At 72.3% G+C, this 26,300-nt stretch carries 21 protein-coding genes and 1 pseudogene; 11 read left to right on the top strand and 11 right to left on the bottom strand.

The window, feature by feature from the left end; all coding sequences use genetic code 11:
• Positions 1-59: 59 nt before the first annotated feature.
• The 4 genes and pseudogenes from E4N62_RS26885 (at position 60) to E4N62_RS26870 (ending at position 6,621) form a co-directional block, all read left to right on the top strand.
• Complete coding sequence (locus E4N62_RS26885) at positions 60-893, top strand: glycosyltransferase family 2 protein (protein ID WP_230218831.1); 834 nt, start codon at positions 60-62, stop codon at positions 891-893.
• Positions 890-1,917: pseudogene (locus tag E4N62_RS26880) on the top strand (glycosyltransferase family 2 protein). The gene E4N62_RS26885 and the pseudogene E4N62_RS26880 overlap by 4 nt, the downstream one beginning before the upstream one ends.
• Positions 1,914-2,738, top strand: a complete 825-nt coding sequence (locus E4N62_RS26875; RefSeq protein WP_230218829.1) for a polysaccharide deacetylase family protein — start codon at positions 1,914-1,916, stop codon at positions 2,736-2,738. The pseudogene E4N62_RS26880 and the gene E4N62_RS26875 overlap by 4 nt, the downstream one beginning before the upstream one ends.
• Positions 2,731-6,621 carry a lipopolysaccharide biosynthesis protein gene (locus E4N62_RS26870; protein WP_230218827.1) on the top strand — a complete coding sequence of 1,297 codons (3,891 nt, stop codon included), beginning with the start codon at positions 2,731-2,733 and terminating at the stop codon, positions 6,619-6,621. Before E4N62_RS26875 ends, E4N62_RS26870 begins: the two co-directional genes overlap by 8 nt.
• A 29-nt stretch (positions 6,622-6,650) precedes the next feature.
• Here the strand turns inward: E4N62_RS26870 and E4N62_RS26865 are convergent, their stop codons facing one another.
• Positions 6,651-8,066, bottom strand: coding sequence for a xylan 1,4-beta-xylosidase (locus tag E4N62_RS26865; protein WP_230220205.1), 1,416 nt, complete (start codon positions 8,064-8,066; stop codon positions 6,651-6,653).
• Between the two features lie 135 nt (positions 8,067-8,201).
• Here E4N62_RS26865 and E4N62_RS26860 point away from each other — a divergent pair, with 135 nt between their 5' ends.
• Both E4N62_RS26860 and E4N62_RS26855 read left to right on the top strand, forming a co-directional pair.
• Positions 8,202-9,296 (top strand): DUF5925 domain-containing protein, encoded by a 1,095-nt coding sequence (locus E4N62_RS26860; RefSeq protein WP_230218826.1) that lies wholly within the window; start codon positions 8,202-8,204, stop codon positions 9,294-9,296.
• 48 nt (positions 9,297-9,344) lie between these two features.
• The gene (locus tag E4N62_RS26855) at positions 9,345-10,115 is read left to right on the top strand and encodes a DUF72 domain-containing protein (protein ID WP_230218825.1); all 771 of its coding nucleotides are present in this window, start codon (positions 9,345-9,347) and stop codon (positions 10,113-10,115) included.
• A gap of 13 nt (positions 10,116-10,128) precedes the next feature.
• Here the strand turns inward: E4N62_RS26855 and E4N62_RS26850 are convergent, their stop codons facing one another.
• The gene (locus E4N62_RS26850; protein WP_230218823.1) at positions 10,129-10,497 is read right to left on the bottom strand and encodes a GntR family transcriptional regulator; all 369 of its coding nucleotides are present in this window, start codon (positions 10,495-10,497) and stop codon (positions 10,129-10,131) included.
• 71 nt (positions 10,498-10,568) lie between these two features.
• On the opposite strand from E4N62_RS26850, the gene E4N62_RS26845 reads away from it, so the two are divergent.
• Positions 10,569-11,498, top strand: a complete 930-nt coding sequence (locus tag E4N62_RS26845; protein ID WP_230218820.1) for a GNAT family N-acetyltransferase — start codon at positions 10,569-10,571, stop codon at positions 11,496-11,498.
• On the top strand, positions 11,479-11,991 hold the full coding sequence (locus E4N62_RS26840; RefSeq protein WP_230218818.1) for a DUF402 domain-containing protein: 513 nt from the start codon (positions 11,479-11,481) through the stop codon (positions 11,989-11,991). Before E4N62_RS26845 ends, E4N62_RS26840 begins: the two co-directional genes overlap by 20 nt.
• A gap of 21 nt (positions 11,992-12,012) precedes the next feature.
• Here the strand turns inward: E4N62_RS26840 and E4N62_RS26835 are convergent, their stop codons facing one another.
• Complete coding sequence (locus E4N62_RS26835; protein ID WP_230218816.1) at positions 12,013-12,672, bottom strand: bifunctional 2-polyprenyl-6-hydroxyphenol methylase/3-demethylubiquinol 3-O-methyltransferase UbiG; 660 nt, start codon at positions 12,670-12,672, stop codon at positions 12,013-12,015.
• Positions 12,673-12,809: 137 nt separating this feature from the next.
• On the opposite strand from E4N62_RS26835, the gene E4N62_RS48160 reads away from it, so the two are divergent.
• Positions 12,810-12,944 carry a hypothetical protein gene (locus E4N62_RS48160; protein ID WP_268269884.1) on the top strand — a complete coding sequence of 45 codons (135 nt, stop codon included), beginning with the start codon at positions 12,810-12,812 and terminating at the stop codon, positions 12,942-12,944.
• Positions 12,945-13,059: 115 nt separating this feature from the next.
• On the opposite strand, the gene E4N62_RS26830 is transcribed toward E4N62_RS48160, so the two are convergent.
• Positions 13,060-13,830 (bottom strand): dienelactone hydrolase family protein, encoded by a 771-nt coding sequence (locus tag E4N62_RS26830; protein WP_230218814.1) that lies wholly within the window; start codon positions 13,828-13,830, stop codon positions 13,060-13,062.
• Between the two features lie 254 nt (positions 13,831-14,084).
• On the opposite strand from E4N62_RS26830, the gene E4N62_RS26825 reads away from it, so the two are divergent.
• The gene (locus E4N62_RS26825) at positions 14,085-15,128 is read left to right on the top strand and encodes a lytic polysaccharide monooxygenase (protein WP_230218813.1); all 1,044 of its coding nucleotides are present in this window, start codon (positions 14,085-14,087) and stop codon (positions 15,126-15,128) included.
• A gap of 64 nt (positions 15,129-15,192) precedes the next feature.
• On the opposite strand, the gene E4N62_RS26820 is transcribed toward E4N62_RS26825, so the two are convergent.
• The 3 genes from E4N62_RS26820 to E4N62_RS26810 all read right to left on the bottom strand — a co-directional run bounded on the left by E4N62_RS26820 (position 15,193) and on the right by E4N62_RS26810 (position 20,749).
• Positions 15,193-16,062: a triacylglycerol lipase gene (locus E4N62_RS26820; RefSeq protein WP_230218812.1), complete on the bottom strand. Its 870-nt coding sequence runs from the start codon at positions 16,060-16,062 to the stop codon at positions 15,193-15,195.
• A gap of 200 nt (positions 16,063-16,262) precedes the next feature.
• A complete protein-coding gene (locus E4N62_RS26815; RefSeq protein WP_230218811.1) occupies positions 16,263-17,231 on the bottom strand; it encodes a hypothetical protein in 969 nt (322 codons plus the stop codon).
• On the bottom strand, positions 17,228-20,749 hold the full coding sequence (locus E4N62_RS26810) for a DNA polymerase III subunit alpha (protein WP_230218810.1): 3,522 nt from the start codon (positions 20,747-20,749) through the stop codon (positions 17,228-17,230). The genes E4N62_RS26815 and E4N62_RS26810 overlap by 4 nt, the downstream gene beginning before the upstream one ends.
• A 187-nt stretch (positions 20,750-20,936) precedes the next feature.
• Between E4N62_RS26810 and E4N62_RS26805 the strand changes: the two genes are divergently transcribed.
• The gene (locus E4N62_RS26805; protein ID WP_230218809.1) at positions 20,937-22,022 is read left to right on the top strand and encodes a DUF3533 domain-containing protein; all 1,086 of its coding nucleotides are present in this window, start codon (positions 20,937-20,939) and stop codon (positions 22,020-22,022) included.
• Positions 22,023-22,057: 35 nt separating this feature from the next.
• Here E4N62_RS26805 and E4N62_RS26800 read toward each other — a convergent pair whose 3' ends face one another.
• The 4 genes from E4N62_RS26800 to E4N62_RS26785 all read right to left on the bottom strand — a co-directional run bounded on the left by E4N62_RS26800 (position 22,058) and on the right by E4N62_RS26785 (position 26,266).
• Positions 22,058-23,101 carry a S1 family peptidase gene (locus E4N62_RS26800; protein ID WP_230218808.1) on the bottom strand — a complete coding sequence of 348 codons (1,044 nt, stop codon included), beginning with the start codon at positions 23,099-23,101 and terminating at the stop codon, positions 22,058-22,060.
• A gap of 347 nt (positions 23,102-23,448) precedes the next feature.
• Positions 23,449-24,288: a slipin family protein gene (locus E4N62_RS26795; RefSeq protein WP_230218807.1), complete on the bottom strand. Its 840-nt coding sequence runs from the start codon at positions 24,286-24,288 to the stop codon at positions 23,449-23,451.
• 140 nt (positions 24,289-24,428) lie between these two features.
• Positions 24,429-25,331: a S1 family peptidase gene (locus E4N62_RS26790; RefSeq protein WP_230218806.1), complete on the bottom strand. Its 903-nt coding sequence runs from the start codon at positions 25,329-25,331 to the stop codon at positions 24,429-24,431.
• 605 nt (positions 25,332-25,936) lie between these two features.
• Complete coding sequence (locus tag E4N62_RS26785; protein ID WP_374117074.1) at positions 25,937-26,266, bottom strand: hypothetical protein; 330 nt, start codon at positions 26,264-26,266, stop codon at positions 25,937-25,939.
• Positions 26,267-26,300 lie beyond the last annotated feature (34 nt).

Below are 26,300 nucleotides of genomic sequence, written 5' to 3'. Positions count from 1 at the left end.
GGACAACATTCCGGACCACCCAGGGGCGGGTGGTTCACCGGACGAGAGGGACCAGACTCATGAGCTCAGTTCTGCGCCCGGCGATATCCGAGTCCGATACCGGCAGCGCCGGGACGTCGGCGCTCGCGAAGTACCGGCCGATCTCCGACCACCTGGCCATCGCACCACCGGTGAGCGTGGTGATCCCCGCCATGAACGAGGCGGAGAACCTTCCGTACGTCTTCAAGACGCTGCCGGGCTGGATCCACGAGGTGGTCCTGGTCGACGGCAACTCCACCGACGACACCGTCGAGGTGGCCCGCGAACTGTGGCCGGACGTCAAGGTCGTCCCGCAGCGGGGCAAGGGCAAGGGGGACGCCCTGATCACCGGCTTCGCGGCGTGCACCGGTGACATCGTCGTGATGGTCGACGCCGACGGCTCGGCCGACGGCCACGAGATCGTCTCGTACGTGTCCGCCCTCGTCTCGGGCGCCGACTTCGCCAAGGGCTCCCGCTTCGCCAACGGCGGCGGCACCGACGACATGACCCTGATCCGCAAGCTCGGCAACTGGGCGCTGTGCACCACCGTGAACCGCAAGTTCGGCGCCCGCTACACCGACCTGTGCTACGGCTACAACGCGTTCTGGCGGCACTGCCTCGACAAGATCGACCTCGACTGCACCGGCTTCGAGGTGGAGACCCTGATGAACATCCGGGTCGTCAAGGCGGGCCTGAAGGTGCAGGAGATCCCCAGCCACGAGTATCTGCGCATCCACGGCGCGAGCAACCTGCGGGCCGTCCGCGACGGACTGCGGGTGCTGAAGGTGATCCTGAAGGAGCGCTCCAACCGGCGTGCGCTGAGCCGCCGTTCGCACGCCACGATGCTCACCGCGGGGCGGGGAGAGTCGTCTTGAACGAGCCGACCGTCTCGGTCGTGATCTGTGTGTACACCGAGGACCGCTGGGAGGACATCCTCGCGGCGGTCTCCTCGGTGCGCGCGCAGTCCCGGCCGGCCCTGGAGACGCTCCTGGTGGTGGACCACAACCGGACCCTGCTGGAGCGTCTGACCAGGGAGTACAAGGAACACCAGGAGAGCGGCGAGGTCCGGGTGCTGGCCAACGCGGGCCCCCGAGGGCTGTCCGCGGGCCGCAACACGGGCATCACCGCCTCGTGCGGGGAGATCATCGCCTTCCTCGACGACGACGCCGTGGCCGAGCGCGACTGGCTGCGGTATTTCGCCCAGGGGTACGCCGATCCCCATGTCATGGCCGTCGGCGGCCGTACGGTGCCCGTGTGGGCGTCCGGCCGCCGCCCGGCCTGGTTCCCCGAGGAGTTCGACTGGGTGGTGGGCTGCGCCTACAAGGGGCTGCCCGGCGGGGTCGCCGAGGTCCGCAACGTCCTCGGCGGCAACGCCTCGTTCCGCCGCGCCGCCTTCGACGCGGCCGGGGGCTTCGCCACCGGTATCGGCCGCGACGGGGACAAACGCCCGCTGGGCTGCGAGGAGACGGAGCTGTGCATCCGGCTCTCCCGGGCCCTGCCGGGGGCGGTGCTGCTGCTCGACGACCGGGCGGTGATCCACCACCGGGTGCCCGACGCACGGGAGCGCCTGGCGTACTTCCGGGCGCGCACCTACGCCGAGGGCCTGTCGAAGGCGCTGGTGGCGCGGAGCGTCGGAGCGGACAAGGGGCTGGAGTCGGAACGCCGGTACACCACCCGGGTGCTGCCCGCCGGGGTCGCGCGCGGGGTGCGGGACGCCCTGCTCGGGCGCGCGGGGGCGCGGGCCGTGCGGGCGCGATCGTCCTGGGGTGGCGGCCGCCGCCGGGGTACGTTGTCGGGAGCGTCCGGGCCCGCAGGGGCGAGGTCACGTTCTCGGTCGGCGGAGTCGCGGACAGCACGGTCGGCCCGGTCGGCAAGGAGGGCGAGGGGGGCTCGTCATGACGGAGACGACGGCGACGGCGGGGACGGCGGGAACGGCCGTACCGATCCTGATGTACCACGCGGTGTCCACCGCGCCGAACGACGCCACCAGGGACCTGTCGGTGACCCCGGAGGCCTTCGCGGAACAGATGGCGGTCATCGACGACCTGGGCCTCACCCCGGTCGACACCGCGGCCCTGGCGGCGAGTTGGCGGGACGGCCGCCCGCTCCCTGCCCGGCCCGTGCTGATCACCTTCGACGACGGCTACGCGGGCGTCCACCGGCACGCCCTGCCCGCCCTCGCCAAACACGGCTTCACGGCCTCGCTGTTCGTCACCACGGGCTGGATCGAGGGACCCCACGACAACGGCGAGGCCCTCGACACCATGCTCGGCTGGGACCAGGTCCGCGAGCTCGCCACGGGCGGCGTGGAGATCGGCGGGCACAGCCACACCCACCCGCAGCTCGACATGCTGGACGACGACCGGCTCCGGTCCGAGCTGCGCCGCTGCCGCCAGATCGTCGCCGACGAACTGGGCACCCGGCCCGTCTCGTTCGCCTACCCCTACGGCTACTCCAGCCGCCGGGTGCGCGTCGCGGTGCGCGAGACGGGGTTCGCCCAGTCCCTCGCGGTCGGCAACGCGCTGGCCCGGCGCGCGCAGGGCCCGTACGCGCTGCGTCGGGTGACCGTGCGGCGCTCCACGGGCATCGAGGAGTTCGAGCGACTCGTCGAGGGCCGCGCGATCGCCCGCATCTTCGCCCGGGACCGTGCCCTCACCAAGGGGTACGCCATGGTCCGAAGAGCACGACAGGTCCGGAAGGCCATCCGTTCCCGTGTCTGACACGACGACCACCACGGCTCACGAGGCCGAGAGCACCCCGGCCGAGGAGACCGGGCCCGCGCCCGGCCCCGGCCGCAGGCTGCGCCTGCCCGGGCTGGGCCGGGGCGCGGGCGGCGACCAACTGTTCCGCAACGCCTACGCCCTGATGGTGAACACCGGTATCTCGGCCGTGCTCGGTCTCGGCTTCTGGCTGGCCGCCGCCCGCTACTACACCGAGGCCTCGGTCGGTCAGGGCTCCGCCGCGATCGCCGCGATGAAGCTCTTCGCCGGGCTCACCGCGCTCACGCTGACGGGAGCCCTGGCCCGGTTCATCCCGGTCGCGGGGCGCGACACCGGACGGCTGATCTTCCGCACGTACGCGGGCAGTGCGGTGGTCGTGGCGCTCGCGGCGGGGGTGTTCCTGCTGACGCTGGGCCTGTGGGGGTCGTCGTACGGCTTTCTGCACGATCCGCTCTACGCCGTGTTCTTCGTGCTCGCGGTGGTCGCCTGGTCGACGCTGACGCTCCAGGACGGGGTGCTCACCGGGCTGCGCAGCGCGGTGTGGGTGCCGGTCGGCAACACCGTGTTCTCGGCGGTGAAGCTGGTGCTCCTCGTGGTGTTCGCCGCCGCGGTCCCGACCATGGGCGTCTTCGTCTCCTGGGTCGCGGCGATCGCGATGTCCGTGCTGCCGCTGGGCTGGCTGGTGTTCCGGCGGCTGATCCCGAGGCACGTCGAAGCCACCGCCGAGCGCGCGCACCCTCCGTCGTGGCGGGAGATCGGCCGCTTCCTCGCCGGCGACTACACGGGCTCCCTCTTCTCCCTCGCGGTCGTCTACGCGGTCCCGGTGATCGTCGCCGCCCAGGTCGGCTCCGTCGACAACGCGTACTTCTACATCACCACCACCATCGGCGGCACGGTCAATCTGCTCGCCATCAACATGGGCGCCTCGCTGACCGTCGAGGGCGCCCACGACCCGGGGCGCCTGGCCGCCAACACCCGGGCCGCGCTGAAGCGGATGGCCCGGATCATGCTGCCGGTGTGCGCGGTGCTGTTCTTCGGGGCGCCCTGGATCCTGGCCGTCTTCGGGCAGGGCTACGCGGACGCGGCGACCCCGCTGCTGCGCTGGTTCGCGGTGGGCGCGGTCCTGCGGGTGGTGATGGAGACGTACTTCGCGGTGCTGCGCGCGCAGAGCCGCACGGCCGGACTCGCCTGGCTGCAGGGCCTGTTGTGCGCCCTGGTCCTCGGCCTGACGCTGGCCCTGCTCCCCCGGATGGGGCTGACCGGCGCGGGCGTCGCCGAGATCTCCAGCCTCGCGGTGATCGTGCTGATCGCCGCGCCACGGCTGTACCGGATCCTGCGGACCGCCGGGCCCGCCGAGGTGCCCGCCGACGCGGCGCCCGACGGTGATCTCGCCGACCTGGGCCGGGTGGCCACCGCCGCGAAGAAGCAGAGCGGCGCCTGGTCCCGGCGTCTGGACTCCGACACCCTCGCCCTGGGCGTCCACGTCGACTTCGACCATCTGGAGCGCCGCCCGGACGTACGGCCCGGCCCCGGCACCCCGCCCGCCGGAACCGCGGTGCCGCGCAGGGATCACCGGCCGGCCTGGGCCGAGGACCGGCCGACGCGTCCGCTGCTGCCGCAGTCCGGGCCGGGCCTGCCGGTGGAGTCCCGCGAGCCGGGCTCGGATTCCTCCCTGGGCCCGGCGCCGTCCCCGGATGTGGACGCCCCGTTCGAGGACGCCCCGTTCGAGAAGGCCGCAGGGGAACCGGACGCGGCAGGAGCGGCCGAGACGCTGGAGAAGTCCGTACGGGAGCCGGTGAACCCCCCGGCCGAGGAGACGCCGGCCGCGCAGGACGCACCTCGGGTGCCCCTGCGCGAACGACTGCTGCACCCCACGGCCACCGGGCTCGTCCTCGGCTTCCTGCTGCTCGCCGCGCTGCTGCTGTACTGGGTGCCCGCGCTGGCGCTGGACGACGCCGACCTGGACCGCATGGGCGGCCTAGGCCTGATCTCCGTGCTGCCGACGCCGACGCTGATCGGGGCGGCCCTGCTGGCCGTCGTGTTCGCCTCGCTGCTGTGGCCGGCCCGGGAGCACCGCGCACTGCTGCTGATCACCCTCCTGGCCACCGTGTTCTCGCTGCACGCGCTGCCGGCCGTGATCGAGACCGAACCCCGGTTCGCGACGGCCTGGCAGCACCTGGGCTTCATCGACTACATCGACCGCACCGGCTCCGCCGTACCCGACCTGGACGCCCGCTGGAGCTGGCCGGGGTTCTTCGCGGCGGCCGCGTTCGTCGCCGAGGCCTGCGGGGTCACCGACTTCACCGAGATCATCCGCTGGTGGCCGACGGCCGTCCAACTCCTGTACCTGGCACCGATGTTCCTCCTCGCCCGCCATATGCGGGCGAGCTGGCGCGCCAGGTGGACGGGCGTCTGGATCTTCGTCCTGAGCGGCTGGGTGGGCCAGGACTACTTCTCCCCCCAGGGCTTCACCTACCTCCTCTACCTGGTCTTCGTCGCGATCCTGCTGGTCTGGTTCCGCGCCCCGCACATGCTGTGGGGCACGGTGCGCCCCGGCGAGGCGGAGGTGGAACCCGCCGACCGCCGGCAGCGGGCGGTCCTCCTGGCGGTCCTGATCGCGCTGTACGCGGCGACGGTCCCGGCCCACCAGCTCACCCCGTTCGTGATGCTGGGCGTCCTCGCGGCCCTCGTCCTGGTCGGCCGCTCGGAACTGCGCGGGCTGCCCATCCTGTTCGCCGTGCTGGTCGCCGTCTGGGTGGGCTTCCTCGCCGAGCCGTACTGGTCGGGCCACTTCGACGAACTCTTCGGCGGGGTCGGCGGTGTGGGCGGGAACGTCACGTCCTCGGTCTCCGGCCGGATCGGCGAGGGCAGTTCGACGCACAAGCTCGTGCTGTACGCGCGCGTGGCCCTCGCCGGCACGGTCATGCTCCTGGCCTGCTACGGCTTCTGGCGCCGCCGCGCGAACAGGTACCGCGAACGCTCTCTGCTCGTCCTGACGTTCGTGCCGTTCCTGGGCTTCGGCATGCAGTCGTACGGCGGTGAGATGGCCCTGCGGGTCTTCATGTTCGCCCTGCCGGGCGCCGCGCTGCTGGCCGCGCTCGCCCTCTTCCCGCGCACCGGCGTCACCGACGGGGAACGCGAGAAGGACCGGGTGAGCCTCGCCCCGCTGGCGGCCCTCATGGCCGGTCTCGTCCTGATCGGCGGCTTCCTGGTGGCCCGTTGGGGCAACGAGCCCTTCGAGCGCGTCCGGCCGGGGGAGGTCGCCGCCATGGAGTACGTCTACGCCCACGACGATCCGACGGTACGGCTGCTCTGGCTCAGCGACGACCCGGTGAACAACGTGACACCCGCGATGCCGTGGGGCGCCCGGGACATGGAGAAGGTCGAGTACGTGCCGACGCTCGCGCCGATCGACCCGGTCCTGGTGTCCGGTGTGGCCAAGGCGCTGAAGGACGCGGGCGCGGGCTCCTTCCTGATCGTCAACCGCAGCCAGGTCACCAACCTCCAGATGGACGCCGGCTACTCCGCGACCTGGGAGTCCCGGCTCATCCGGAACCTCGACGAGCGCGCCGACATCGAGAAGGTCTTCTCCAACAGGGACGCCACGATCTTCGCCCTGCGCGACCAGACCGGGAAGGCCCCGGAGCCCGATCCCGGGCCGATCGGCCCGCAGGTCACCTGGACCCCGTGGTCGGTGGTGGGCGGCCTGGCCGCGATCGCCCTGATCGTGCTGCTGAGCGTCCGCGAGATGGTCCGGGTGGCGGTCCGCCCCGGCGTCCGGCAACTCCGGTGGCTCCAGAGCAGTTTCTGGTTCAGCCTGCCGCTGCTGGCGCTCCTGCTGGCCTCACTGGTGCAGCGCTTCCTGACGATGGGCGCGCCCTGACCCTCATCTCTCTGTGCGCTCCCTGACCCTCACCTCTGAAGCCACTTCACCTCGTAGGCGGCCATGTCGAACTTCTGGCCGTCGATGTCGGCGCTGATCCTGCGGTCGAGGGTGTTGACCACGAGCACCGCCTTGTCGTCGGCGAGCACCCGGACGTTGGGCTTGTCGTCGTCGGCGACGGCCACCGTCTCGTACCTGGTCCCCGGCGGGAACTCCTCGTTGAACCGGGACAGCAGCCCGTACATGGGGAGCTCCTCGCCCCCGTCCTTCTTGTCGGTCGGCGTCCACAGGCACCCGGGGCACTCCCCGGTCTTCTCCTCCGGGTTCCAGTAGAAGCCGGAGGTGGCACCGCCCTTGGCCATGGCCATCAGCCCGGAGGCCTGGACGGCGACGCGGCGGTTCTCGGACCAGCCGTGCCGGTTGTCGTCGGCGTCGGCGGGCTCGACGTAGTACTCGGCCCACCACAGCGGCAGATCACCGGACCGCTCCCGCACCCACCGGCCGACGGCCGTGAACTTGTCGCTCGCGGCGAACTCGTCGGGGACCAGCTCGTCGTCCCGGGTGTAGCTGGAGCCGTCCACCACCACGAAGTCGGCGCCGGCCTTGTTCTCGTTCCAGTAGTCGAAGGCGTCGAGGACCCGCTGGTCCAGGGAGCCCCACGGCCCCTTCAGCGAGGTCGACGCGTCCTGCTTCTGCCGTGGATCGACGCTGTCCATGACCAGATAGGGCCCGCCGACCATGATGTCCTCGTCGACCTTCTTCAGGGCCTTGTGGACGAGGTTGTACAGCTGGGTGTACCCCTCGTAGTCCCAGCGGGCCTCCGCGTCGTTCCAGAAGCCCTTGAACTCGTTCCAGACGATGAAGTGCCGTACGTCCGGGTAGCGCTTGGCGACGGTCGCGGCGAGGGCGGCGTAGTCCGCGAAGTGCTCGGGCTCGGGCGCGGTCTCCAGCGCGGCCTGGCTCCAGTCGGTCCGGTCGGCGCCCGGTCTGCCGCCCTTCATCCAGTCGGGCGCGCAGCACAGGGTGACGACGGGGGTTCCGCCGGTGGCGCGGACGAAGTCGATGCGCCGGTCCATCTCCTCGAAGTCGTAACGCCCCTCGACGGGTTCGGGGTTGCCCGCGCCCCAGCCCATGATGTGCTGGATCTGTGGCAGGGGCCGCTCACCGAGCCACTCCTCGACGCGCTCGACGGCCGTCCCGCTGCCCACGTCCGCGCTGTACTGGGTGTGGGTGAAACCCCAGCCCACACTGGGTCCGGTGGCCCCCGGCGGGGTCGCGGGCGTGCCGTGCACCTTGTCGCCGTCGGGCGTGGTGCCGGCGGTGCTGCCGCCTCCGGGCAGTGTGCTGAGCAAGGTCACGACGAGGGCCAGTGCCGCCACCCCCACGCCCACGAGCGCGGTGAGCCGCCACCGCCGGTCCCCCGCAATCCACCCATGACGTCCCATCATGGGCAACAGTAACCGCGCGGACCCCTGCCGGGGGAGGTTCCGCCCGTGAACTCCCGGGCAATCGCGCCGACACCACCGGCACGCCACGCAAAGCGGATGCACGGGGAGCCCTCGGTGACGGATCATGGCGACATGTCTGCCAACCCACACGACGCACTGCCGATCCGGCTCAACGTCGACGACAGCGACTCCCCGTCCGACGTCGTCGACGCGCTGTTCCTCGGCCGTTTCGCGACGGGCGAGCAGCCGTACGCGCACGCGGCGAACATCGACCGGGTACGGTCCGGGGCCACCCTGCTGCCGCCGGGCGCCCGGGTGCTGCGCTCCGCGCGGGACGACGACCGCAGCGCGACCCTCGCGGAGGGCGACGGCTGGACGGTGCTGATCTCCCGCTGGAACCGGGGCGCGGACGTCACGGTGACCGCGACCACCGCCGAGCTGGCGGAGCAGGTCCTCGGCCAGGCCACCGACGGCGCGGCCGACGAACCCGAGCCGCAGCCGGAGAACGTGACGATGGGCTTCTGGTACGTCTCGCCGCGCCGAGGCCCGCACCGCACCACCCGGCAGATCTCGGCGGGCACCTGGGAAGAGGTGCGGCCGAACTACACGGCCCCTGTGGCGGACGCGATGGACCGCCTGATGAAGACGACCCCGGAGGACATCGCGGGCCGTCTTCTGCTGCTGCACGGCCCGCCCGGCACCGGCAAGACCTCCGCGCTGCGCACGCTGGCGCGCTCCTGGCGGGACTGGTGCCAGGTCGACTGCGTCCTGGACCCCGAGCGGCTCTTCTCCGACGTCGGCTATCTCATGGACATCGCGATCGGCGAGGAGGACGCGGCGGGCAAGGGCCGCTGGCGGCTGCTCCTGCTGGAGGACTGCGACGAACTGATCCGGGGTGAGGCCAAGCACACGGCGGGCCAGGCGCTCTCCCGGCTGCTGAACCTGACGGACGGCCTGCTCGGGCAGGGCCGCAACGTCCTGGTGGGCGTCACCACCAACGAGGACCTGGAGCGCCTCCACCCGGCCGTGGTCCGCCCCGGCCGCTGCCTCGCCCGGATCGAGGTGGGCGCGCTGACCCGCGCGGAGGCGGTGGGCTGGCTCGGCACGGACGAGGGAGTCGGCCGCGAGGGCGCCACCCTGGCCGAGCTGTACGCGCTGCGCCGCGGCACGTCACCGACGTCGCTGCCGGAGCCGCGGGGCGGGGCCGACGCGGGCCTGTACCTGTAGGGCTGGGGCCCTTCTGTGACATGGGACCGACGGTGCTTTGATGGACGTATGACCCTGTTCGTCGGTACGTCGGGGTGGCAGTACAAGGACTGGCGGGGCGCCTTCTACCCGGAGGGCTGCCCCACCCGGTCGTGGCTGGAGGAGTACGCGGCGCACTTCGCGACGGTCGAGCTCAACAACGCGTTCTACCGGCTGCCGACGCGGGAGAACTTCGAGGCGTGGCGGGACCGGGTGCCGGGGGACTTCGTGGTCGCGGTGAAGGCGAGCCGGTACCTGACCCACATCAAACGGCTACGGGATCCCGAGGAGCCGGTGCGGCGTCTGATGACCCATGCGGAGGGCCTGGGCGACCGCCTGGGCCCGGTCCTGCTCCAGCTCCCCCCGACGCTGAGAGCCGACGCCGCTCTCCTGGACGCCTGCCTGGGCCGCTTCCCCTCCGGCACCCGGGTCGCGGTCGAGCCCCGGCACGACTCGTGGTGGACACCCGAGGTCCGCGCGGTCCTGGAGTCCCGGGGCGCCGCCCTGTGCTGGGCGGACAGCCACTCCCGCCCGGCCACCCCGCTCTGGCGCACCACCGACTGGTGCTACCTCCGCCTCCACCAGGGCCGGGCCCACCCCTGGCCCCACTACGGCAGCCGCTCCCTGACCACCTGGGCCCACCGCCTGGCGGACACCTGGCCCGCCACGGCCGACGCCTACGTCTACTTCAACAACGACCCCCACGCGGCGGCGGTGCAGGACGCGACGACGTTCGCGAAAGCGGCCGGAAGAGCAGGCCTGCACCCCACCCGGACACCGGAACACCCGGCCCGGACGTAGAGACCTGCCGGCCCTACTCCGCGTACGCGGCCCGTAGGGCGTCCCTGGCCGCTGCCAGTGCTGCCGTCTCGCTCAGGCCCAGGCGGCGCGCCCGCTCCGCGTACGCCCCCGCCGCCACGGCGGCCTCCCGTTCCGCGGCGGAGCCGGCCGCGGCCACGAACGTCCCGTTGCGCCCCCGCGTCTCGATCACCCCGTCGGTCTCCAGCGCCCGGTACGCCTTGGCGACGGTGTTGGCCGCGAGCCCGAGCTGCTCGGCGAGCCCGCGTACGGTCGGCAGCCGGTACCCCACGGGCAGCGCTCCGGAGCGGGCCTGTTCCGAGATCTGGGCGCGCACCTGCTCGTAGGGCGCGCCCCCCTCCACGATGCGAATCTTCAAGGTCACGCGGCGATTGTCCCGTACCCACCGGAAAATCGGAGGCGACGCCCGGCGACGCCCGCGTAGCGTGCACTCACATGACTCTGATCGTGCGCGACCTCCGCGCCGCCGACCCGGCGGACGCCGAGGCCTTCGCCGACGTACGACGGCGCGCCCTGCCCTTCATGGTCAGCACCGCCGCGTCCCTGCTCCACAACGCGACGCTCGCGCCTCCCGAGGCCCACCACCAGCAGCTGGTCGCCGAGGCCGACGGCGAGGTGATCGGCACCGCGCAGCTGTCCATCGCCCACGACAGCCCCGAACCCGGCCAGGGCGACATCACCGTGTACGTCCACCCGGCGCACCTGCGCCGGGGCGCGGGCGCCCTGCTGGCGCGCACCGCCGAGGAGCGGCTGACGGCGGTGGGCGCGCGGCGCCTGCTGTCCTGGGTGCTGGACACCCCGGACAACCGCGCGTTCGCCGAGCGGCGCGGCTACACACCGAGCCGCTTCGCGCACTTCCTGCGCCTGGGCCTGGCCCACGGCACCCTCCCCCCGCTCTCCTCGCCGCCCCCGGGCGTGGAACTGCGTACGGCCGCCGACTTCGCTGACGACCCGCGCCCCCTGTTCGACCTGGACGCGGAGACCACAGCCGACGAACCGGGCGACGTCGACGCCGAGTTGGACGACTACGGGCAGTGGGTCGAGGAGATCTACGGCCACCCCCTGCTGGACCACGCCCTGAGCACGGTGGTCGTCGTGGACGGCACCCCGGCCGCATTCACCGCGGTCCACACGGACGGCCGGGACCGCTACTTCACCGTGATGACGGGCACGGCCCGCGCCTTCCGCGGTCGCGGCCTCGCCAAGCTCGCCAAGAACGCCTCCCTGCACCGCGCCCGCGCCGCCGGCTGCGCGGAGGCGTTCACGGGCAACGACGCCGGCAACGGGCCGATGCTCGCGGTCAACAAGTGGTTCGGGTACGAGGTCTGCGCGACGGAGGTGCGGTATGTCCGTGAACTCGGCTGAGCCCCGGGAGGAGGGGCGCGAGGTGGACGTCGTCCTGCTCAAGGCGGGCCGTACGAAGATCCGTTACCCCGCACGGCTGGTGAGCGACGACGGCACCCGGATCGTGGTCCGGGCCGACTGGGCGACCGAGGGCGTACGGGACTTCGGTTTCGTACGCTTCGGGCCGGGTGACGTGTTCACCGAGTACTACTGGCGCGCCCGGTGGTACGCGGTGAAGGAGGTCCGGGATCCCCGGGGCGTGCTGAAGGGCTGGTACTGCGACATCACCAGGCCGGCCGTGTTCTCGGGTGGGGAGGTCGTCGTCGAGGATCTCGACCTGGACCTGTGGCGGTCGGCCGACGGCGGAACCGTACTGCGGCTGGACGAGGACGAGTTCGAGGAGAGCGGGCTCGCGCGGAGCGATCCGGAGGCCGCGGCCGCCGCGGTCGCCGCCCTCGACACGCTGGAGGCGCTCGCCACCACCGAGGGCGGTCTGGAGTCGCTGCTGGCCTAGCCGGCACCGGCTGGGGGGCGGTCAGAGGCGGCCCACGATGGCGTACCGCTCGTCCTCGACCTCTCTCCCCCACAGCGACGGGTCGTCCCCCAGCCGCACCAGCTCCGCGTCGGACACGAGTGGCGCGAGCAGCCCGTACAGCTGCTCGGCGGGTATGCCGACCGGGCTGGCCGTGCCCCACACGCCCTCGACCAGCACGAGTCGGCCGCCGGGCCGCAGCAGTCCGCACCAGCGGCGCAGCACACGGCCCGGGTCGGGCAGGGCCCACAGCACATGGCGGACGAGGATCACGTCGAACCGCTCCTCGCCCACGGGCGGGACCGCCGCGTCGCCGACGAGGAACACGGCGGGCCGCCCGGCGAGCTTGGCGCGGGCCAGGGCGACCATGGCGGTGGAGGAGTCCACTCCGGTCACCCGGTGCCCCTGTTCGGTCGCGAGGAGTGACAGGCTGCCGGTGCCGCAGCCGAGGTCGAGCACGTCGCAGGCGCGCCCCGGCAGCCAGTCCCGCAGCCTGGCCGCCCAGGCCTCCCGAACGGCGGGTTCCCGCAGGCCATGATCGGGTTCGTCGTCGAAAGAGGGGGCTTCCGCGTCCCAGTCGACGGCCCCGGGAGGGTCATCTGCCGCCGGGTTGTTCGGTGTTCGCGGGGCTGGGGAGGTTTCGCCGTCGTCGATGTTGGTCATGCCGCCAGAGTGACACCTGCCACTGACAGTCCAGATGGTGACAGCCGCCACTGACAGAGCACGAACGATGAGTAACGCTCCCGGAAAGGGTCTACCTCCGTGAAAACGCGGAACCCGGTAGACGCAAGGAGGCAGCCATGCGCCGTACGACCGTGCAGAAGCCCCTGAGGAAGTCCCCGTCCCGCCGGGTGCGGGACGAGGCCGACGAACGCCCCGTCGAGCGCCGGGAAGTGCGAAAGGACATCGCGCGCACGTGGTGGCCGGACGGCTGAGCGTTCCGCGCTCCCGCCCCGCCGACCACCCGCGCCCCGCCACCCGTCCACCCGACCGCCAGACCTTGAGACCTTCAGACCGTCCGAACGGCAACCGCCCCGGCCGACCGGACCGTCATGACCTCGGCCGCTTCAGGGTGCGGTCCAACAGGTTCAGCAGCGCCGTCCAGTGGCGTTCCGTCGCGTCGGCGTCGTACGCGGCGGTGTCGGCCTGGGTGTAGCCGTGCGCGGCGCCCGGGTAGACCTCGGTGCGGTGGCGGACGCCGGCCTCGGTCAGCGTCCTGTCCAGCAGGTCCATCTGCTCCGGGGGCAGGGAGGGGTCCCCGTCGGCGTGGCCGAAGTAGACCTCACCGGTGATCCGTGCCACCGCCAGATGCGGGCTGTCCGGGGCGTCCGTCGCCAGGCCTCCCCCGTGGAAGCCGGCCGCGGCGGCGACCCGTTCGGGGAAGGCGCCGGCGGTACGCAGGGCCAGCCGGGCGCCCATGCAGTACCCGGTGGTCCCGACGGGCCCGTCGGCGGCCCGGGGGCTGTCGGCCAGCCATCCCAGATACGCGGCCGCGTCCCGCAGGGCGAGGTCCGGCGTCAGCGCCAGCATGACCGGCAGGATCTGGTCCCATATCTCCGGACGCGCGGCCGGGTCGATGAACTCGGGCAGGTCGAACACCGGGGTCCGCCCCGACCGATGGAAGACGTTGGGCACGAGGACCGTGTATCCGGCACCGGCCAGCCGGTCGGCCATCGCCCTCAGATGCGGCCGCAGCCCGAACGCGTCCATGTAGAACAGGACCGCCGGATGCGCGGCGTCGTCGTCGGGGTGGACGAAGTAGGCGTCGACGGTGCCGTCCTCGGTGGCGATGTCCACGGATGTTCCGCGTACGGCGGTCATGCGCGGGTCCCTTCTCTACGACGGATACGAACGGGCCCAGTGTCACGCACCGAGGTAAGAATCGGATCTTCGACGGACTTCCCAACGGGCTTTCCTGAGCCCTCGATTAGCCCATCCTTAACGCCGCCATAAGGATCGCGCGCGTCCGCCCTCAGCAGGCGATTTCACGGTTCTTCGGGGCTAGCTTGTTGATCACCCCGGCAACCGGGCCCCACCCGGGAGCCGTTCAGGACCGTTTCGAGGAGCGCCCCGCCATGCCCGCTGCCCGCCGCAAGGCCGCCGCGTCCGCCACCGCACGTGTCGTCGGTGCGATGGGCGCGGTCGGGGTCGCCCCGCTCGCCCTGACCCTGTGCGCCGCCGGGCCGGCCGCGGCACACGGCTCGCTGGGCGACCCGGTGAGCCGGGTGGCGCAGTGTTACGCGGAGGGCCCCGAGAGCCCGAGGTCGGCGGCCTGCCGGGCGGCGGTCGCGGCCGGCGGCACCCAGGCGCTCTACGACTGGAACGGCGTACGGATCGGCGACGCGGCCGGCCGCCATCGGGAGCTGATCCCGGACGGCGAGCTGTGCAGCGCGGGCAGCGAGGCGTTCAAGGGCCTCGACCTGGCCCGTACCGACTGGCCGGCGACGAACGTGCGCGCCGGGTCGTACACCTTCGAGTACCGGGTGACAGCCCCGCACAAGGGGACGTTCAGGGTGTACCTCACCAAGGGCGGCTACGACCCGTCCCGGCCGCTCGCCTGGGACGACCTCGACCTGGCGAACCCGGTGGCGACGGCCACCGACCCGGCAGCGTCGGGCGGCTTCTACACGTTCTCCGGCTCCCTCCCACAGCGCTCCGGCAGGCACCTGCTGTACGCGGTCTGGCAGCGTTCGGACAGCCCGGAGGCGTTCTACTCCTGCTCGGACGTCTCGTTCGGCGGCCACGGCCACGGCGACGACGACGCGAGCACGACGACCGACCCGACGCCGAAGACCTCGGCGAAGGCGACGGAACGGACCTCGGCCGAGAAGGGCGAGAAGGGCGAGAACGCCGGGGGCACAGCTGACACCGGGGACACCGCCTCCGACGACACGTCACCGACCGCCAGGTCCACGACCGCCGAGAGGCCGGCCGTGGAGGCCGCTTCCGACGGCCTCGCGGAACCCGCCGGCGGCAAGGACGGCCTCGCCGACACCGGCGGCGAGGGCGTGACCCCGTATCTGGCCCTCGGCGGTGCCGCCGTCCTGGCGGCGGGCTCCTCCCTCCTCTTCGCCGCGGCCCGCCGCCGCGCGACGACCGGTGGCCGGCACGGCCGCTGACGACTTCCGGGGCCTGTCGGGCGGCTCAGGCCGGACAGGCCCCGGCGGAACATGCCGGCACGTGTCAGCCGACGACCGACAGACAGGTCGTCGGGGTGGCGTGGGCCGGGTCCAGGGCGTTGACGACCTCGTGGAACGCGATCCGGTCGAGGAGCCCGATCGCCGCGTGCTCGGAGAGGTCGAGCGCGCAGAGGTCCTGGATGACGATGTTGCGTACGTTCGGCCCGTCGAGGAACTGGGACCGGTACGGCGTGACCACCTCGTCGTACCGGGTGGCGAGAACCGTGTAGGTGACACCGGGGACGGTGTCGCCGCCCGCGTTGAGCTTGGTCAGGAAGGGGGACCCGACCACCTGGTCGGCGAGGGCCGGGGTGGCGGTGGAGAGCAGGTCGCCGGCGCCGGGGAAGTGGTCGAGGAGCTGGGTGAGGCCGTTCAGGGTGGTGCCGTGGTTGGAGGGCGCGATGCCGACGAGCGCGTTCACCTCGGCGGCGCCGCCGAGGAACTTGAGGTAGTAGCGGGGCATCATGCCGCCCTGGGAGTGGCCGACGAGGTCGGCCTCGGCGGCGCCGGTCGCGGCGAGCACCCGGTCGACGAAGGCGTCGAGCTGCTCCGCCGACTTCTCGATGGGTCCCAGGCCGTGGAAGAAGGCGACGCCGGGGAGTTGGCCGTAGTCGAGGGAGTAGACGCAGTAGCCGCGGTTCACGAGGTACGGCGCGAGACCCAGCCAGTTGTCGACGGAGTTCGCGAACGTCCCGTGGACGAGGACGACGGGGCGCGGGTGGGCCTTGGAGGGTTTGCAGGTGTAGTCGTTCCAGCCACGGCTGGTGGCGGCGGCCGAGTCGGCGGCCTCCGCGGCGGTGACCGGCACGAGGGTCGCGGCGGCGGCCAGGCACAGGGCGGCCAACGGTCTGATCAGGCGTTTCCAGGGCAGCATCGGGTGATCTCCTTGCGGCTCAAGGGACGTGCGACGACGTTCGCCCTGTGATCCGGATCACGAGGATGCTGTTCTTATTCGCCAAGTTACGGGCGAGTAGAAAAAGTGGGAAGTTACGCGTCAGTAAAAACTTCAAGTGATGATCGGAGCCACTGACACGTGACGTCGGACCGTCACCGGACGGGACCGACGGGGGCGGCTCACGCGGCCAGCGTCCCCGGCATCACCGCGTGCGGGCCGAACTTGGCGCGGGCCAGGTCGGCGACCTCCTCGATACGGCGGACCTTCTCGTCGACGGGGTCGAAGGCGAGCTGGTGCGAGGCCTGGTCGGCGGGGGTGAGACCCTCGGCGCGCAGGGCGACGGCGCGGACGCGGGCGCGCTGGAGGCCGAGGGCCTCGTACAGGGCGTAGGCGGCCGCGGTCAGCGCCGGGGAGTGCGCGGTCGGCTCCTTGAGCGTGCGGGTGCGGGTTGTCGAGGATCGGTCGGCGTAGCGGACGGTGAGGGTCAGGGTGCGGCAGACCTTCTCCAGGGCGCGCAGCCGCGAGCCCAGCTCCTCGGTGCCGGCGAGCAGGGCGCGGCGGTGCCGGTCGGGGTTCAACTCGTCGTACGGGAAGGTCTGTTCGGTGGCGAGAGAGCGGGCGGCGGCGTTCGGTACGACCCGGCCCCGGTCGATGCCGTTGGCCTTCTCGTGCAGGTCACGGCCGGTCCGCGCGCCGACCAGCCGCTGCAGCGTGGACAGCGGCGCGCAGGCGACCCCGCCGAGGGTTTCGAGCCCGTACTCGCGCAGGGTGCGGGCGGTCGCGGTACCGACGCCGGGCAGCGCGCCGACGGGCAGTTCGGCGAGGAAGTCCACGACGAGGTCCTCGGGCACCGCGCACGGCGCCCCGGGCACCGCCGCCCCCAGCGCCAGCCGCGCCGTCAGCGGTCCGGGCCCGGCGCCGATCACGCAGTCGACGCCGTACAGCGCGAGGGCGCGGATCCGGATCAGCCGGGCCAGCTCCTCGGCGTCCCGGCCGAAGTACCGTTCGGCGCCCCGCAGATCGGCCAGCGCGCCGTCCGGCGGCAGCGCCTGAACGACCGGGGTGAAGTCCTCGACCAGACCGAGGAGACCGGGCAGGGCCGCCTCGTACCCCGACGGCAGCTGGAAACGTACGCAGAGGATGGTCATCCCGCACTCCCTGGACTCTGGTGCCACAACTTCCGTATCCGAGAAGGACCTTGTGAGGGCTCTTCGCCCGCGGGCCGCAGATCGGCCCATGGATGCATCTCGTAACCGGTGGGCATCCGGATCCGCCGCCCGGTGTCGCCCCCGGTGCCCATGGGCTCCGGCTCCGCCAGCCGAGGTGCCACCGCGTCGAGGCCGCCCTCGCGCCGCAGCTCCACCAGTTCGGCGAGGTTCCAGGCGGCGGCGCCCACCACGCTGAGGCTGCGCGGTCCGCGCCGCTGCACCACTCCGCGCACCAGCAGCAGCCAGGAGTGGAAGACGGTGTGGGCGCAGGTGTCGTGGGAGTCGTCGAAGAAGGCGAGGTCGACCAGGCCGGTGCCGTCGTCGAGGGTGGTGAAGACGACCCGCTTGCCGGAGCGGATCGGCGGGGTCTGGGTCGCCGCCTTGGCGCCCGCGACCAGCACCGTCTCGCCGTGCCGCGCCGTGCGCAGCCGCCGCGCCGACACCACGCCGAGTTCGTCGAGGAACGCCCGGTGGTCGTCCATCAGGTTGCGGGAGACGTCCATCGACAGCACGCCCAGTTCGGCGCTGAGCCGCTCGGCGGAGGACAGGTCCGGCAGGCCGGCCGAGGCGGTCCGCCGCCCGCCGGACAACGGGAGCTGGCCGCCGCCCGCGCCCCGGCCGCCCCGGTGCACCTCGGTCAGGTGCAGTTGCAGGTCACGCCGGTTGGCGCCGAACGCGTCCAACGCGCCGACCTGGGCGAGCCTTTGAGCCAGCGGTCGGCTCGGCCGCGCCCGCTCCCAGAAGTCCAGCAGCGAGGCGTAGGGCTGCCCGTCCGCGATCCGCGCCGCCTCGGCCTCGCTGCTGCCGTGCACGTCGGAGAGCGCGAGCCGGATCCCCCACACCTTCTCCTCGGCCGGGCCCTTCGGCCCCCGCGTCCCCTCGGCCTCCTCCGCCTCCCCCGACTCCTTTGACTCGGACACCAGTTCGATACGGTGAGCGACCGCGGACCGGTTCACGTCCACCGGCAGGATCGGCACCCCGCGCCGCCGCGCGTCCGCCAGCAGCAGGCGCTTGGGGTACATCCCGGGATCGTGGGTGAGCAGCCCGGCGTAGAAGGCCGCCGGATGATGCGTCTTCAGCCATGCCGACTGGTACGTCGGCACCGCGAAGGCCACCGCGTGCGCCTTGCAGAAACCGTACGACCCGAAGGCCTCCACGATCTCCCAGGTCCGCCGAATCGTCTCGGCGTCGTACCCCCTCGCCGCCGCGTGCTGCGCGAACCAGACCCGGATCCGCCCCTGCGACTCGGGGTCCGACAGCCCGCGTCGCACCCGGTCTGCCTCGTCCCGGCCGCAGCCGGTCATGCGGTGCACGATGTCGATGACCTGCTCGTGGAAGACGACCACGCCGTACGTCTCCCGCAGCGGCTCCGCCAGATCCTCGTGCGGGTAGCGGACCGGCGCCCGCCCGTGCCGGGCCGCGATGAACGGCCGCACCATGTCGGCGGCGACCGGCCCCGGCCGGAACAGCGAGATGTCCACCACGAGGTCGTGGAAGGTGGCCGGCTGGAGCCGCCCCACCAGGTCCCGCTGGCCCGGCGACTCGATCTGGAAGCAGCCCAAGGTCTCGGTGGAGCGGATGAGTTCGTACGTCGCCGGGTCACCCGCGCCCCGTTCGAAGTCGAGCGCGTCCAGGTCGACCCGCTCCCCCGTCGCCCGCGCCACCTCCGCCACCGCGTGCGCCATCGCCGACTGCATCCGCACCCCCAGCACATCGAGCTTGAGCAGCCCGAGGTCCTCGACGTCGTCCTTGTCGAACTGGGACATGGGCAGCCCCTCGCCGCTGGTCGGCATCACCGGCGTACGGCTCAGCAGGGACGCGTCGGAGAGGAGCACCCCGCACGGGTGCATGGCGACTCCGCGCGGGAGGGCGTCCAACGCCTCGACCAGCTCCCACAGTCGGCCGTACTTCTCCTTCTCCCCCGCCAACTGCCTGAGTTCGGGCAGCTCTTCGAGTGCCGCCCGCGCGTCCCGGGCCCTGATGTGCGGGAAGGACTTGGCGATCCGGTCGATGTCGGCGGGGTCCAGGGAGAGGGCCGCCCCCACGTCCCGGACGGCGTGGCGGACGCGGTAGGCCTCGGGCATCGCGACGGTCGCGACCCGCTCGGTGCCGAAGCGGTCGATGATCGCGCGGTAGACCTCCAGACGGCGCGCGGACTCCACGTCGATGTCGATGTCGGGCAGCACGACCCGCCGTTTGGACAGGAACCGCTCCATCAGCAGACCGTGTTCGACGGGATCGGCGTGCGCGATGTCCAGCAGGTGGTTCACCAGGGAGCCCGCGCCGGAGCCGCGTGCGGCGACCCGGATCCCCATCTTCCGTACGTCGTCGACGACCTGGGCGACCGTCAGGAAGTAGGAGGCGAAGCCGTGGTGGGCGATGACGTCCAGCTCCCGATGCATCCGCTCCCAGTACGCTCGCCGGCTGTCGTAGCCGTGCCGCACCATCCCGGCCGCAGCCCGCGAGGCCAGCACCCGCTGGGCGGTGCGGCGGCCCGCGCCGACGAGGTGCGGTTCGGGGAAGTGGACGGTGCCGAGGCCGAGATCGTCCTCCGGGTCGACCAGGCACTCGGCGGCCGTGGCCCGGGTCTGCTCCAGCAGTCGGTACGCGGTGTCGCGGCGGTACCCGGCGGCCTCCACGACCCGCTCGGCGACGCCCAGCATGGCGTCCGCGCCCTTGAGCCAGGCCTCGCCGGAGTCCAGTTCGCCCCGGGGGTCGACGGGGACGAGCCGCCGGGCCGCGTCCAGCACGTCGGCGACCGGGCCCATGCCGGGGTCGGTGTACCGGACAGCGTTGCTGAGCACGGGCCGTACCCGCTGCTCCGCGGCGAAGCCGACGGTCCGGGCGGCCAGCCGCAGCGAGCCGGGGCCGGTGCCCTCACGGCCGTGCCACATCGCTTCGAGGCGCAAGGCGTCGCCGTACGTCTCCCGCCAGGGCAGCAGGAGCTTCGCGGCGCGGTCGGGGCGCCCCGCGGCCAGTGCCCGCCCCACGTCCGAGGCGGGGCCGAGGAGCACGGTCAGGCCCTCGGCGGCGCACTCCGACCAGGGCAGCAGGGGCGGGACCTCGCTCCTGTTCCCCTCCGGGCCACCGCCCGCATGCGCCGCCGAAACGATTCTGCACAGCTCGGCCCAGCCCTTGGCCCCCTCCCGGGCGAGGAACGTCACCCGGGGGGTCGACTCGTCGAGGAAGGCGCCGCCTCGCACGGAGGCCCGTCGCCGCGCCTGCCGTCCGGAAGGAGCGGGCGCCCCCACCGCCAGCTCCACCCCGAACAGCGGGCGGACCCCGGCCCCGGCGCAGGCCTTGGCAAACCGGACGGCGCCCGCGAGGGTGTCCCGGTCGGTGAGCGCGAGGGCGTCCATGCCCCGTTCGGAGGCGCGCTCGGCCAGCCGCTCCGGGTGCGAGGCCCCGTACCGCAGGGAGAACCCGGAGACGGTGTGCAGATGCGTGAACCCCGGCACACGCACCTCCCGCACTCGACCCACCAGTCGCCCAGTCACTTGCTCAGCCACTCGATCAGCCACTCGGCTCGAACATCAGTTCACAGCCCCCTCACCTCCACCATAGACCACTTTTCGAACTTCTGTACGACAACCATTCGGCCCCGCCCCACCTGCGCAAACGCCACCCGGCTCCGACCGTGGGGACATGACACAGACGGCCGCACCCGGCCCTGGCCACGGCTCCGGCTCCGGCTCCGGCACCGGCACCGGCACCGACCCCGCCCCCAGGTCCTTCCTCGACGAGCTCAAGGACGGGGTCACCCCACGGGCCACCCTGCTCGTCGTCGGGGTGCTCGCCCTGCAGCTGCTCTTCATCGCCTCGTACGTGGGGGCACTGCACCACCCGAAGCTCAGGGACGTGCCGTTCGGTGTGGTCGCGCCACGGGCGGCGGCCGAGCAGGCGGTGGCCCGGCTGGAGGGCCTGCCGGGCGAGCCGCTGGACCCGCGTACGGTGGCCGACCGGGCGGCGGCCCGGGAGCAGATCCTGGACCGGGAGATCGACGGCGCCTTACTGATCGACCCGGCCGGCACCACCGACACCCTGCTGGTCGCCTCCGGCGGCGGGCGCACCCTGGCCAACGCGCTGACCACTCTGGTCACCGCGCTGGAGCGGTCCGAGGGTCGCACGGTGCGGACGGTGGACGTGGCCCCGGTCGACCTCGGGGACGCAAGCGGGCTCACGTCCTTCTATCTGGTCGTCGGCTGGTGCGTGGGCGGCTATCTGTGCGCGTCGGCGCTGGCGATGAGCGCGGGGGCACGGCCCACCAACCTCCGGCGCGGGGTCATCCGCCTCGGCGCCCTCGCTCTGTTCGCGGTCCTCGGCGGACTCGGCGGCGCGGTCATCGCCGGCCCTGTCCTGGGCGCCCTGCCGGGCAGCGTGGCGGCGCTGTGGGGGCTGGGTGCGCTGGTCGTCTTCGCGGTGGGCGCGGCCACCCTGGCGCTCCAGTGCGTCTTCGGGATCGCCGGCATCGGCGTGGCCGTCCTGCTGGTGGTGGTCGCGGGCAACCCGAGCGCGGGCGGCGCGCTGCCGCCGCCGCTGCTCCCGCCGTTCTGGGCGGCGATCGGCCCGGCGCTGCCGCCGGGAGCGGGCGTCTGGGTGGCCCGCTCGATCGCGTACTTCGAGAGCAACGACGTCACCGGCCCGCTGCTGGTGCTCTCCGCCTGGGCAGTGGCGGGGGCCGCCATCACCGTGGTGATGGCGGCCCTGAAAAAGAAACCGGCGGCCGGTTGACCGATCAGCTGACCGGCTGACCGACTGACCGACTGTCAGCCGATCTGCGTGCCGGTCGCCGAGAGCGCCTCGGTGACGGGCTGGAAGAACGTCTCGCCGCCCGAGGTGCAGTCGCCGCTGCCGCCGGAGGTGAGGCCGATGGCCTTGTCCCCCGAGAAGAGCGAGCCGCCGCTGTCGCCGGGCTCGGCGCAGACGTCGGTCTGGACGAGGCCGTTGACGATGTCGCCGTTGCCGTAGTTCACGGTGGCGTCGAGGCCGGTGACCGTGCCGCCGTGGACCTGGGTGGTCGAGCCGCTGCGGGTGACCTTCATGCCCACGGTCGCCTCGGCGGCCCCGGAGATGGCCTGGGTGGAGCCGTTGTAGAGGTTGACCTCGCTGGGGTGGTCGACCTCGGCGGTGTACTTCACCAGGCCGTAGTCGTCGCCCGGGAAACTGGAGTCCGCGTTCTCGCCGATGACCTGGCCGCCGGCCGACCAGGTGGAGATGCCCTCGGTGCAGTGACCGGCCGTCAGGAAGAACGGCTCGCCGCCCTTGACCACGTTGAAGCCGAGGGAGCAGCGGCCGCTGCCGCCGGTGATGGCGTCGCCGCCCGCGACGAAGGGCTTGTACTCGCCCTTGGTGCGCTTGAGTTCCGCCTTGGCCCCGAGACCGTCGACGACCTTGGTGAGTCTCGCCAGTTCGGCCTTGGAGACGGTGCGGTCCGCGGTGACGACGACCTTGTTGGTGGTCGGGTCGGTGACCCAGGCGGTACCGGGGATGGTGGCGTCCGCCTTGAGGGTCGTCCGGGCGCTCTTCAGCTCGGCGAGGGAGTTCTCCACGATGCGGGCCTTGGCGCCTGCCGCCTCGACGGTCTCGGCGGCGGCCTCGTCGAGCACGTTCACGACGAGGAGCTTGCTCTTCGCGTCGTAGTACGTGCCGGCCGCGTCGGCGCCGAGGTCCGCGTCGAGGGTCAGGGCGAGCTTTCCGGCCGCCGTGATGGACAGCGCTTTCGGCTCGGGGGTCGGTGCGGTCTCACTCGCGTTCGCAGTCTGGAAGGTCACTCCCGCGGCGACCAGCGCGGTGATACCCGCACCTGTCACGACGGCACGGCGCCTGGGTATGCGTCGGTGCTTCAACTCGCGTCCTCCTGTGGGGGGTTGACCGAGAAGGGCGTGGGGGCCCCGCTCGGCCGGAAGGTGTACGGGCAAGGAGGCAGCAGACGGTAAAAACGCCGCGTCCATGCCAACTGTGCGGCGACAACTATTCCTAGGCGCACAGGGAGCACACAAGGTCGACTTCAGGCCGAGCGCACACCGAGGGCGCACGCCCCGTATGTCATTACCGTCCGGTAACGCCCCACTTGCCGGTCACGGGAATTCGCACTGCAAACACGCGAAGCAACGACCTCGTCCACAACGGGTGAGGTCTAGTCCTGGCTGAAAATCATCTACGGCTGGATGGGGCTTCTCGCGTGGGCCGACGAAAAGCAGGGGCGCGGGGAACTGCGCGAGAACCCACCGCCCGCAGCCGCCCCCAACCGCCCACACCTACGCACGACCGGCGGCTCCGACACCCCAGGCCCACCCGTCGTCCCCTGAACCGTCGGCGTCCCCTGCACCGGCGGAGCCACCTGCGCCCGCTCCAGGAACCGCAGCAACTCCACCGGGAACGGCAGGACGAGCGTGGAGTTCTTCTCGGTGGCCACCGCCACCACCGTCTGCAGCAGCCGCAGTTGCAGCGCGGCAGGCTGCTCGGACATCTGCTGGGCCGCCTCCGCCAGCTTCTTGGACGCCTGCGACTCCGCGTCGGCGTTGATGACCCGCGCCCGCCGTTCCCGGTCGGCCTCGGCCTGCCGCGCCATGGACCGCTTCATGGTCTCGGGCAGCGAGACGTCCTTGATCTCGACCCGGTCGATGGTGACGCCCCACTCGACCGCCGGGCTGTCGATCATCAGCTCCAGCCCCTGGTTGAGCTTCTCCCTATTGGAGAGCAGATCGTCCAGCTCGCTCTTGCCGATGATGGACCTGAGCGAGGTCTGCGCCATCTGGGAGACGGCGAACCGGTAGTCCTCCACGCGCACGATCGCGTCCGCAGCCGAGGTCACCTTGAAGTACACGACGGCGTCCACCCGCACGGTGACGTTGTCACGGGTGATGCCCTCCTGCGCGGGCACGGGCATCGTGACGATCTGCAGGTTGACCTTCTGGAGCCGGTCGACGAACGGCACGATCATCGTGAAGCCGGGCTCCCGCACCTGCGGCCTCAGCCGGCCGAGCCGGAAGACCACCCCGCCGCCGGAACGAGGGCGAGCCCCCGCACACCATGTGTGCGGGGGCTCGCCTGCTGCCGACTGCGGCTGGGTGGGGGCGGCGCCGGGGGGAAGAGCGCCGGCTCCCGTTCAGCCTGTCGATCCGCCGGTCTACCGGCTCAGTAGACCGAGACGCCGTACGCGCTCAGGGCCTCGGTGACCGGCTGGTAGAAGGTCGTGCCGCCGGACCTGCAGTTGCCGCTGCCGCCGGAGGTCAGACCGTACGCCACACCGTTGCTGCCGTAGAGCGGGCCGCCGGAGTCGCCGGGCTCGGCACAGACCGTGGTCTGGATCATGCCGTAGACGATGTCGCCGCCGCCGTAGTTCACGGTCGCGTTGAGAGCGGTCACGCGTCCGGTGTGGGTACCGGTGGTGGAGCCGGTGCGAATGACGTTCGTGCCCACGCTCGGGGTGGCCGCGCTGGTGATGTCCACGTTGCCCGCGGTGCCGTCCTTGGCGATGGACGTGTTGCTGTAGCGCACGAGACCGTAGTCGTTGACCGGGAAGCTCGACCCGGCGGTCGGGCCGAGGACCGTGGTGCGGCCGGAGTTGGAGTACCAGGTGCCCGCGCCGTCCGTGCAGTGACCGGCGGTCACGAAGTAGTACGTGCTCCCGCTGCGGACGTTGAAGCCCAGGGAGCAGCGCCAGCTACTCGCATAGATGGCGTCGCCGCCCTTGATCAACTTGTTGAACTTGCCCGGGGTCCGCTTGATCGTCAGGGCGTCGGCGTTCTCGCCCGCCGCCTTCTTGATCTTCGCGAGCTCGCCCTGGGAGACGGTGCTGTCGATGGTGACGACGAGCCTGTCCGTCGCCGGGTCGATCGCCCAGGCGGTGCCCGGGACATCGGCCTTGAGCACCGATGAGCTGGCGCTCTTGAGCTCGGAGGCGCTGAACGTCTGGGTGCCTGCCGCGTTGGCGGTGGGGACCGTGACGGCGGCTGCGGCCGCGAGTCCGGCGGTCACGGCGATCAGCCGGGTCCGTCTCGCTATGCCGCTGCGGGGGGTCGTGCGCTTGATCCTCACTGTTCGTTCCCTCCAAAGGGAAGTCGGGGGCCCGCGTGGGGTCGGGGCCCGTGAGGCGCAGATCAGGGGCATCGGTCCGGATTCCGGACACGCCGTGCCCCTGACAAGGCGCTGGGGGGAAGTATTCGGCCGTACCGCCGACCCACGCAAGGGTGCCTTTCGGCCTCTCGGAACCCAACCGGCGCGCCCTCCATGCCAGTTGATCCCACCAGGCCATATGTGCGGGTTCTGTGTGAATCCTTGTCGGCTCCCGGAGGGATCGGCTGACGGGTCGTCGGAGCAGGCCGCAGGGCCCGGAAGCGTTGATCACCACTATCGTCGGCCGCGGTGGAGGCCACCGCCCGAGGCGCCCGGTCGGAGTACCCGGGTCCACCGCCCGGGGGTGTCCGGAACTGATGGGTTGGGCCGTTCAGCCGTTCGGTTCCGCCACCCGGGGTTCCGGGACGGCGGATCGCCCCCGCCGGACCGCCCGGACACACGGGCGCGCGGCTGCCCGAATGCCGCGGGAGGGGACCGGCCTCCGATCCATGACCTGCAAGCCCCCCTGATCACGGACCCATTTGGCGAGCCGCGTACGCCGGCCGTCCGTCATGACCGTCCCCCTGTCACGACGTGCCGGTGGGCGGGCCGGGCGAGGCCCGGGTGATCGCGTGGGCGGGCCGGGCGAGGCCCAGGTGCTCGCGCAGCGTGCCGCCCGGGTAGAAGGTGTGGAACAGTCCACGGTGCTGGAGCAGCGCCACCGTCCCGTTGACGAGTCGCTCCAGGTCACGGCGCGGCTCGACGGGCACGAGAGGGAAGCCGTCCGTGGCCCCGGCCCGGTGCCAGTCGGCGATGAGCTCGGCGAGGGCGACGGGGCCGCCCCGGTACAGCGGACCGTCCGTGGTCCGGCGCGGCCCTCCCGCCGTGGCCCGGCTCGGCCGCGTGTCCCCCGCCACCGAGATCCACGCGTTCCCCTCTTTCCCGGTCCCG

The sequence above is a fragment of the Streptomyces sp. MNU76 genome (genome assembly GCF_020982545.1).
Lineage (GTDB): Bacteria > Actinomycetota > Actinomycetes > Streptomycetales > Streptomycetaceae > Streptomyces.
The sequence above is the reverse complement of the archived record's forward strand: the minus strand, read 5'-3'. Positions and strand labels throughout refer to the sequence as shown.

What these genes read in the sequence shown, in the direction of transcription:
- E4N62_RS26860 (WP_230218826.1), top strand. Translation starts at nt 8,202, where the DNA reads ATGTCTGCCAACCCACACGACGCACTGCCGATCCGGCTCAACGTCGAC.
- E4N62_RS26875 (WP_230218829.1), top strand. Translation starts at nt 1,914, where the DNA reads ATGACGGAGACGACGGCGACGGCGGGGACGGCGGGAACGGCCGTACCG.
- E4N62_RS26815 (WP_230218811.1), bottom strand. Translation starts at nt 17,231, where the DNA reads ATGACCATCCTCTGCGTACGTTTCCAGCTGCCGTCGGGGTACGAGGCG.
- E4N62_RS26830 (WP_230218814.1), bottom strand. Translation starts at nt 13,830, where the DNA reads ATGACCGCCGTACGCGGAACATCCGTGGACATCGCCACCGAGGACGGC.
- E4N62_RS26885 (WP_230218831.1), top strand. Translation starts at nt 60, where the DNA reads ATGAGCTCAGTTCTGCGCCCGGCGATATCCGAGTCCGATACCGGCAGC.
- E4N62_RS26855 (WP_230218825.1), top strand. Translation starts at nt 9,345, where the DNA reads ATGACCCTGTTCGTCGGTACGTCGGGGTGGCAGTACAAGGACTGGCGG.
- E4N62_RS26835 (WP_230218816.1), bottom strand. Translation starts at nt 12,672, where the DNA reads ATGACCAACATCGACGACGGCGAAACCTCCCCAGCCCCGCGAACACCG.
- E4N62_RS26840 (WP_230218818.1), top strand. Translation starts at nt 11,479, where the DNA reads ATGTCCGTGAACTCGGCTGAGCCCCGGGAGGAGGGGCGCGAGGTGGAC.
- E4N62_RS26820 (WP_230218812.1), bottom strand. Translation starts at nt 16,062, where the DNA reads ATGCTGCCCTGGAAACGCCTGATCAGACCGTTGGCCGCCCTGTGCCTG.
- E4N62_RS26845 (WP_230218820.1), top strand. Translation starts at nt 10,569, where the DNA reads ATGACTCTGATCGTGCGCGACCTCCGCGCCGCCGACCCGGCGGACGCC.
- E4N62_RS26825 (WP_230218813.1), top strand. Translation starts at nt 14,085, where the DNA reads ATGCCCGCTGCCCGCCGCAAGGCCGCCGCGTCCGCCACCGCACGTGTC.
- E4N62_RS48160 (WP_268269884.1), top strand. Translation starts at nt 12,810, where the DNA reads ATGCGCCGTACGACCGTGCAGAAGCCCCTGAGGAAGTCCCCGTCCCGC.
- E4N62_RS26805 (WP_230218809.1), top strand. Translation starts at nt 20,937, where the DNA reads ATGACACAGACGGCCGCACCCGGCCCTGGCCACGGCTCCGGCTCCGGC.
- E4N62_RS26865 (WP_230220205.1), bottom strand. Translation starts at nt 8,066, where the DNA reads ATGGGACGTCATGGGTGGATTGCGGGGGACCGGCGGTGGCGGCTCACC.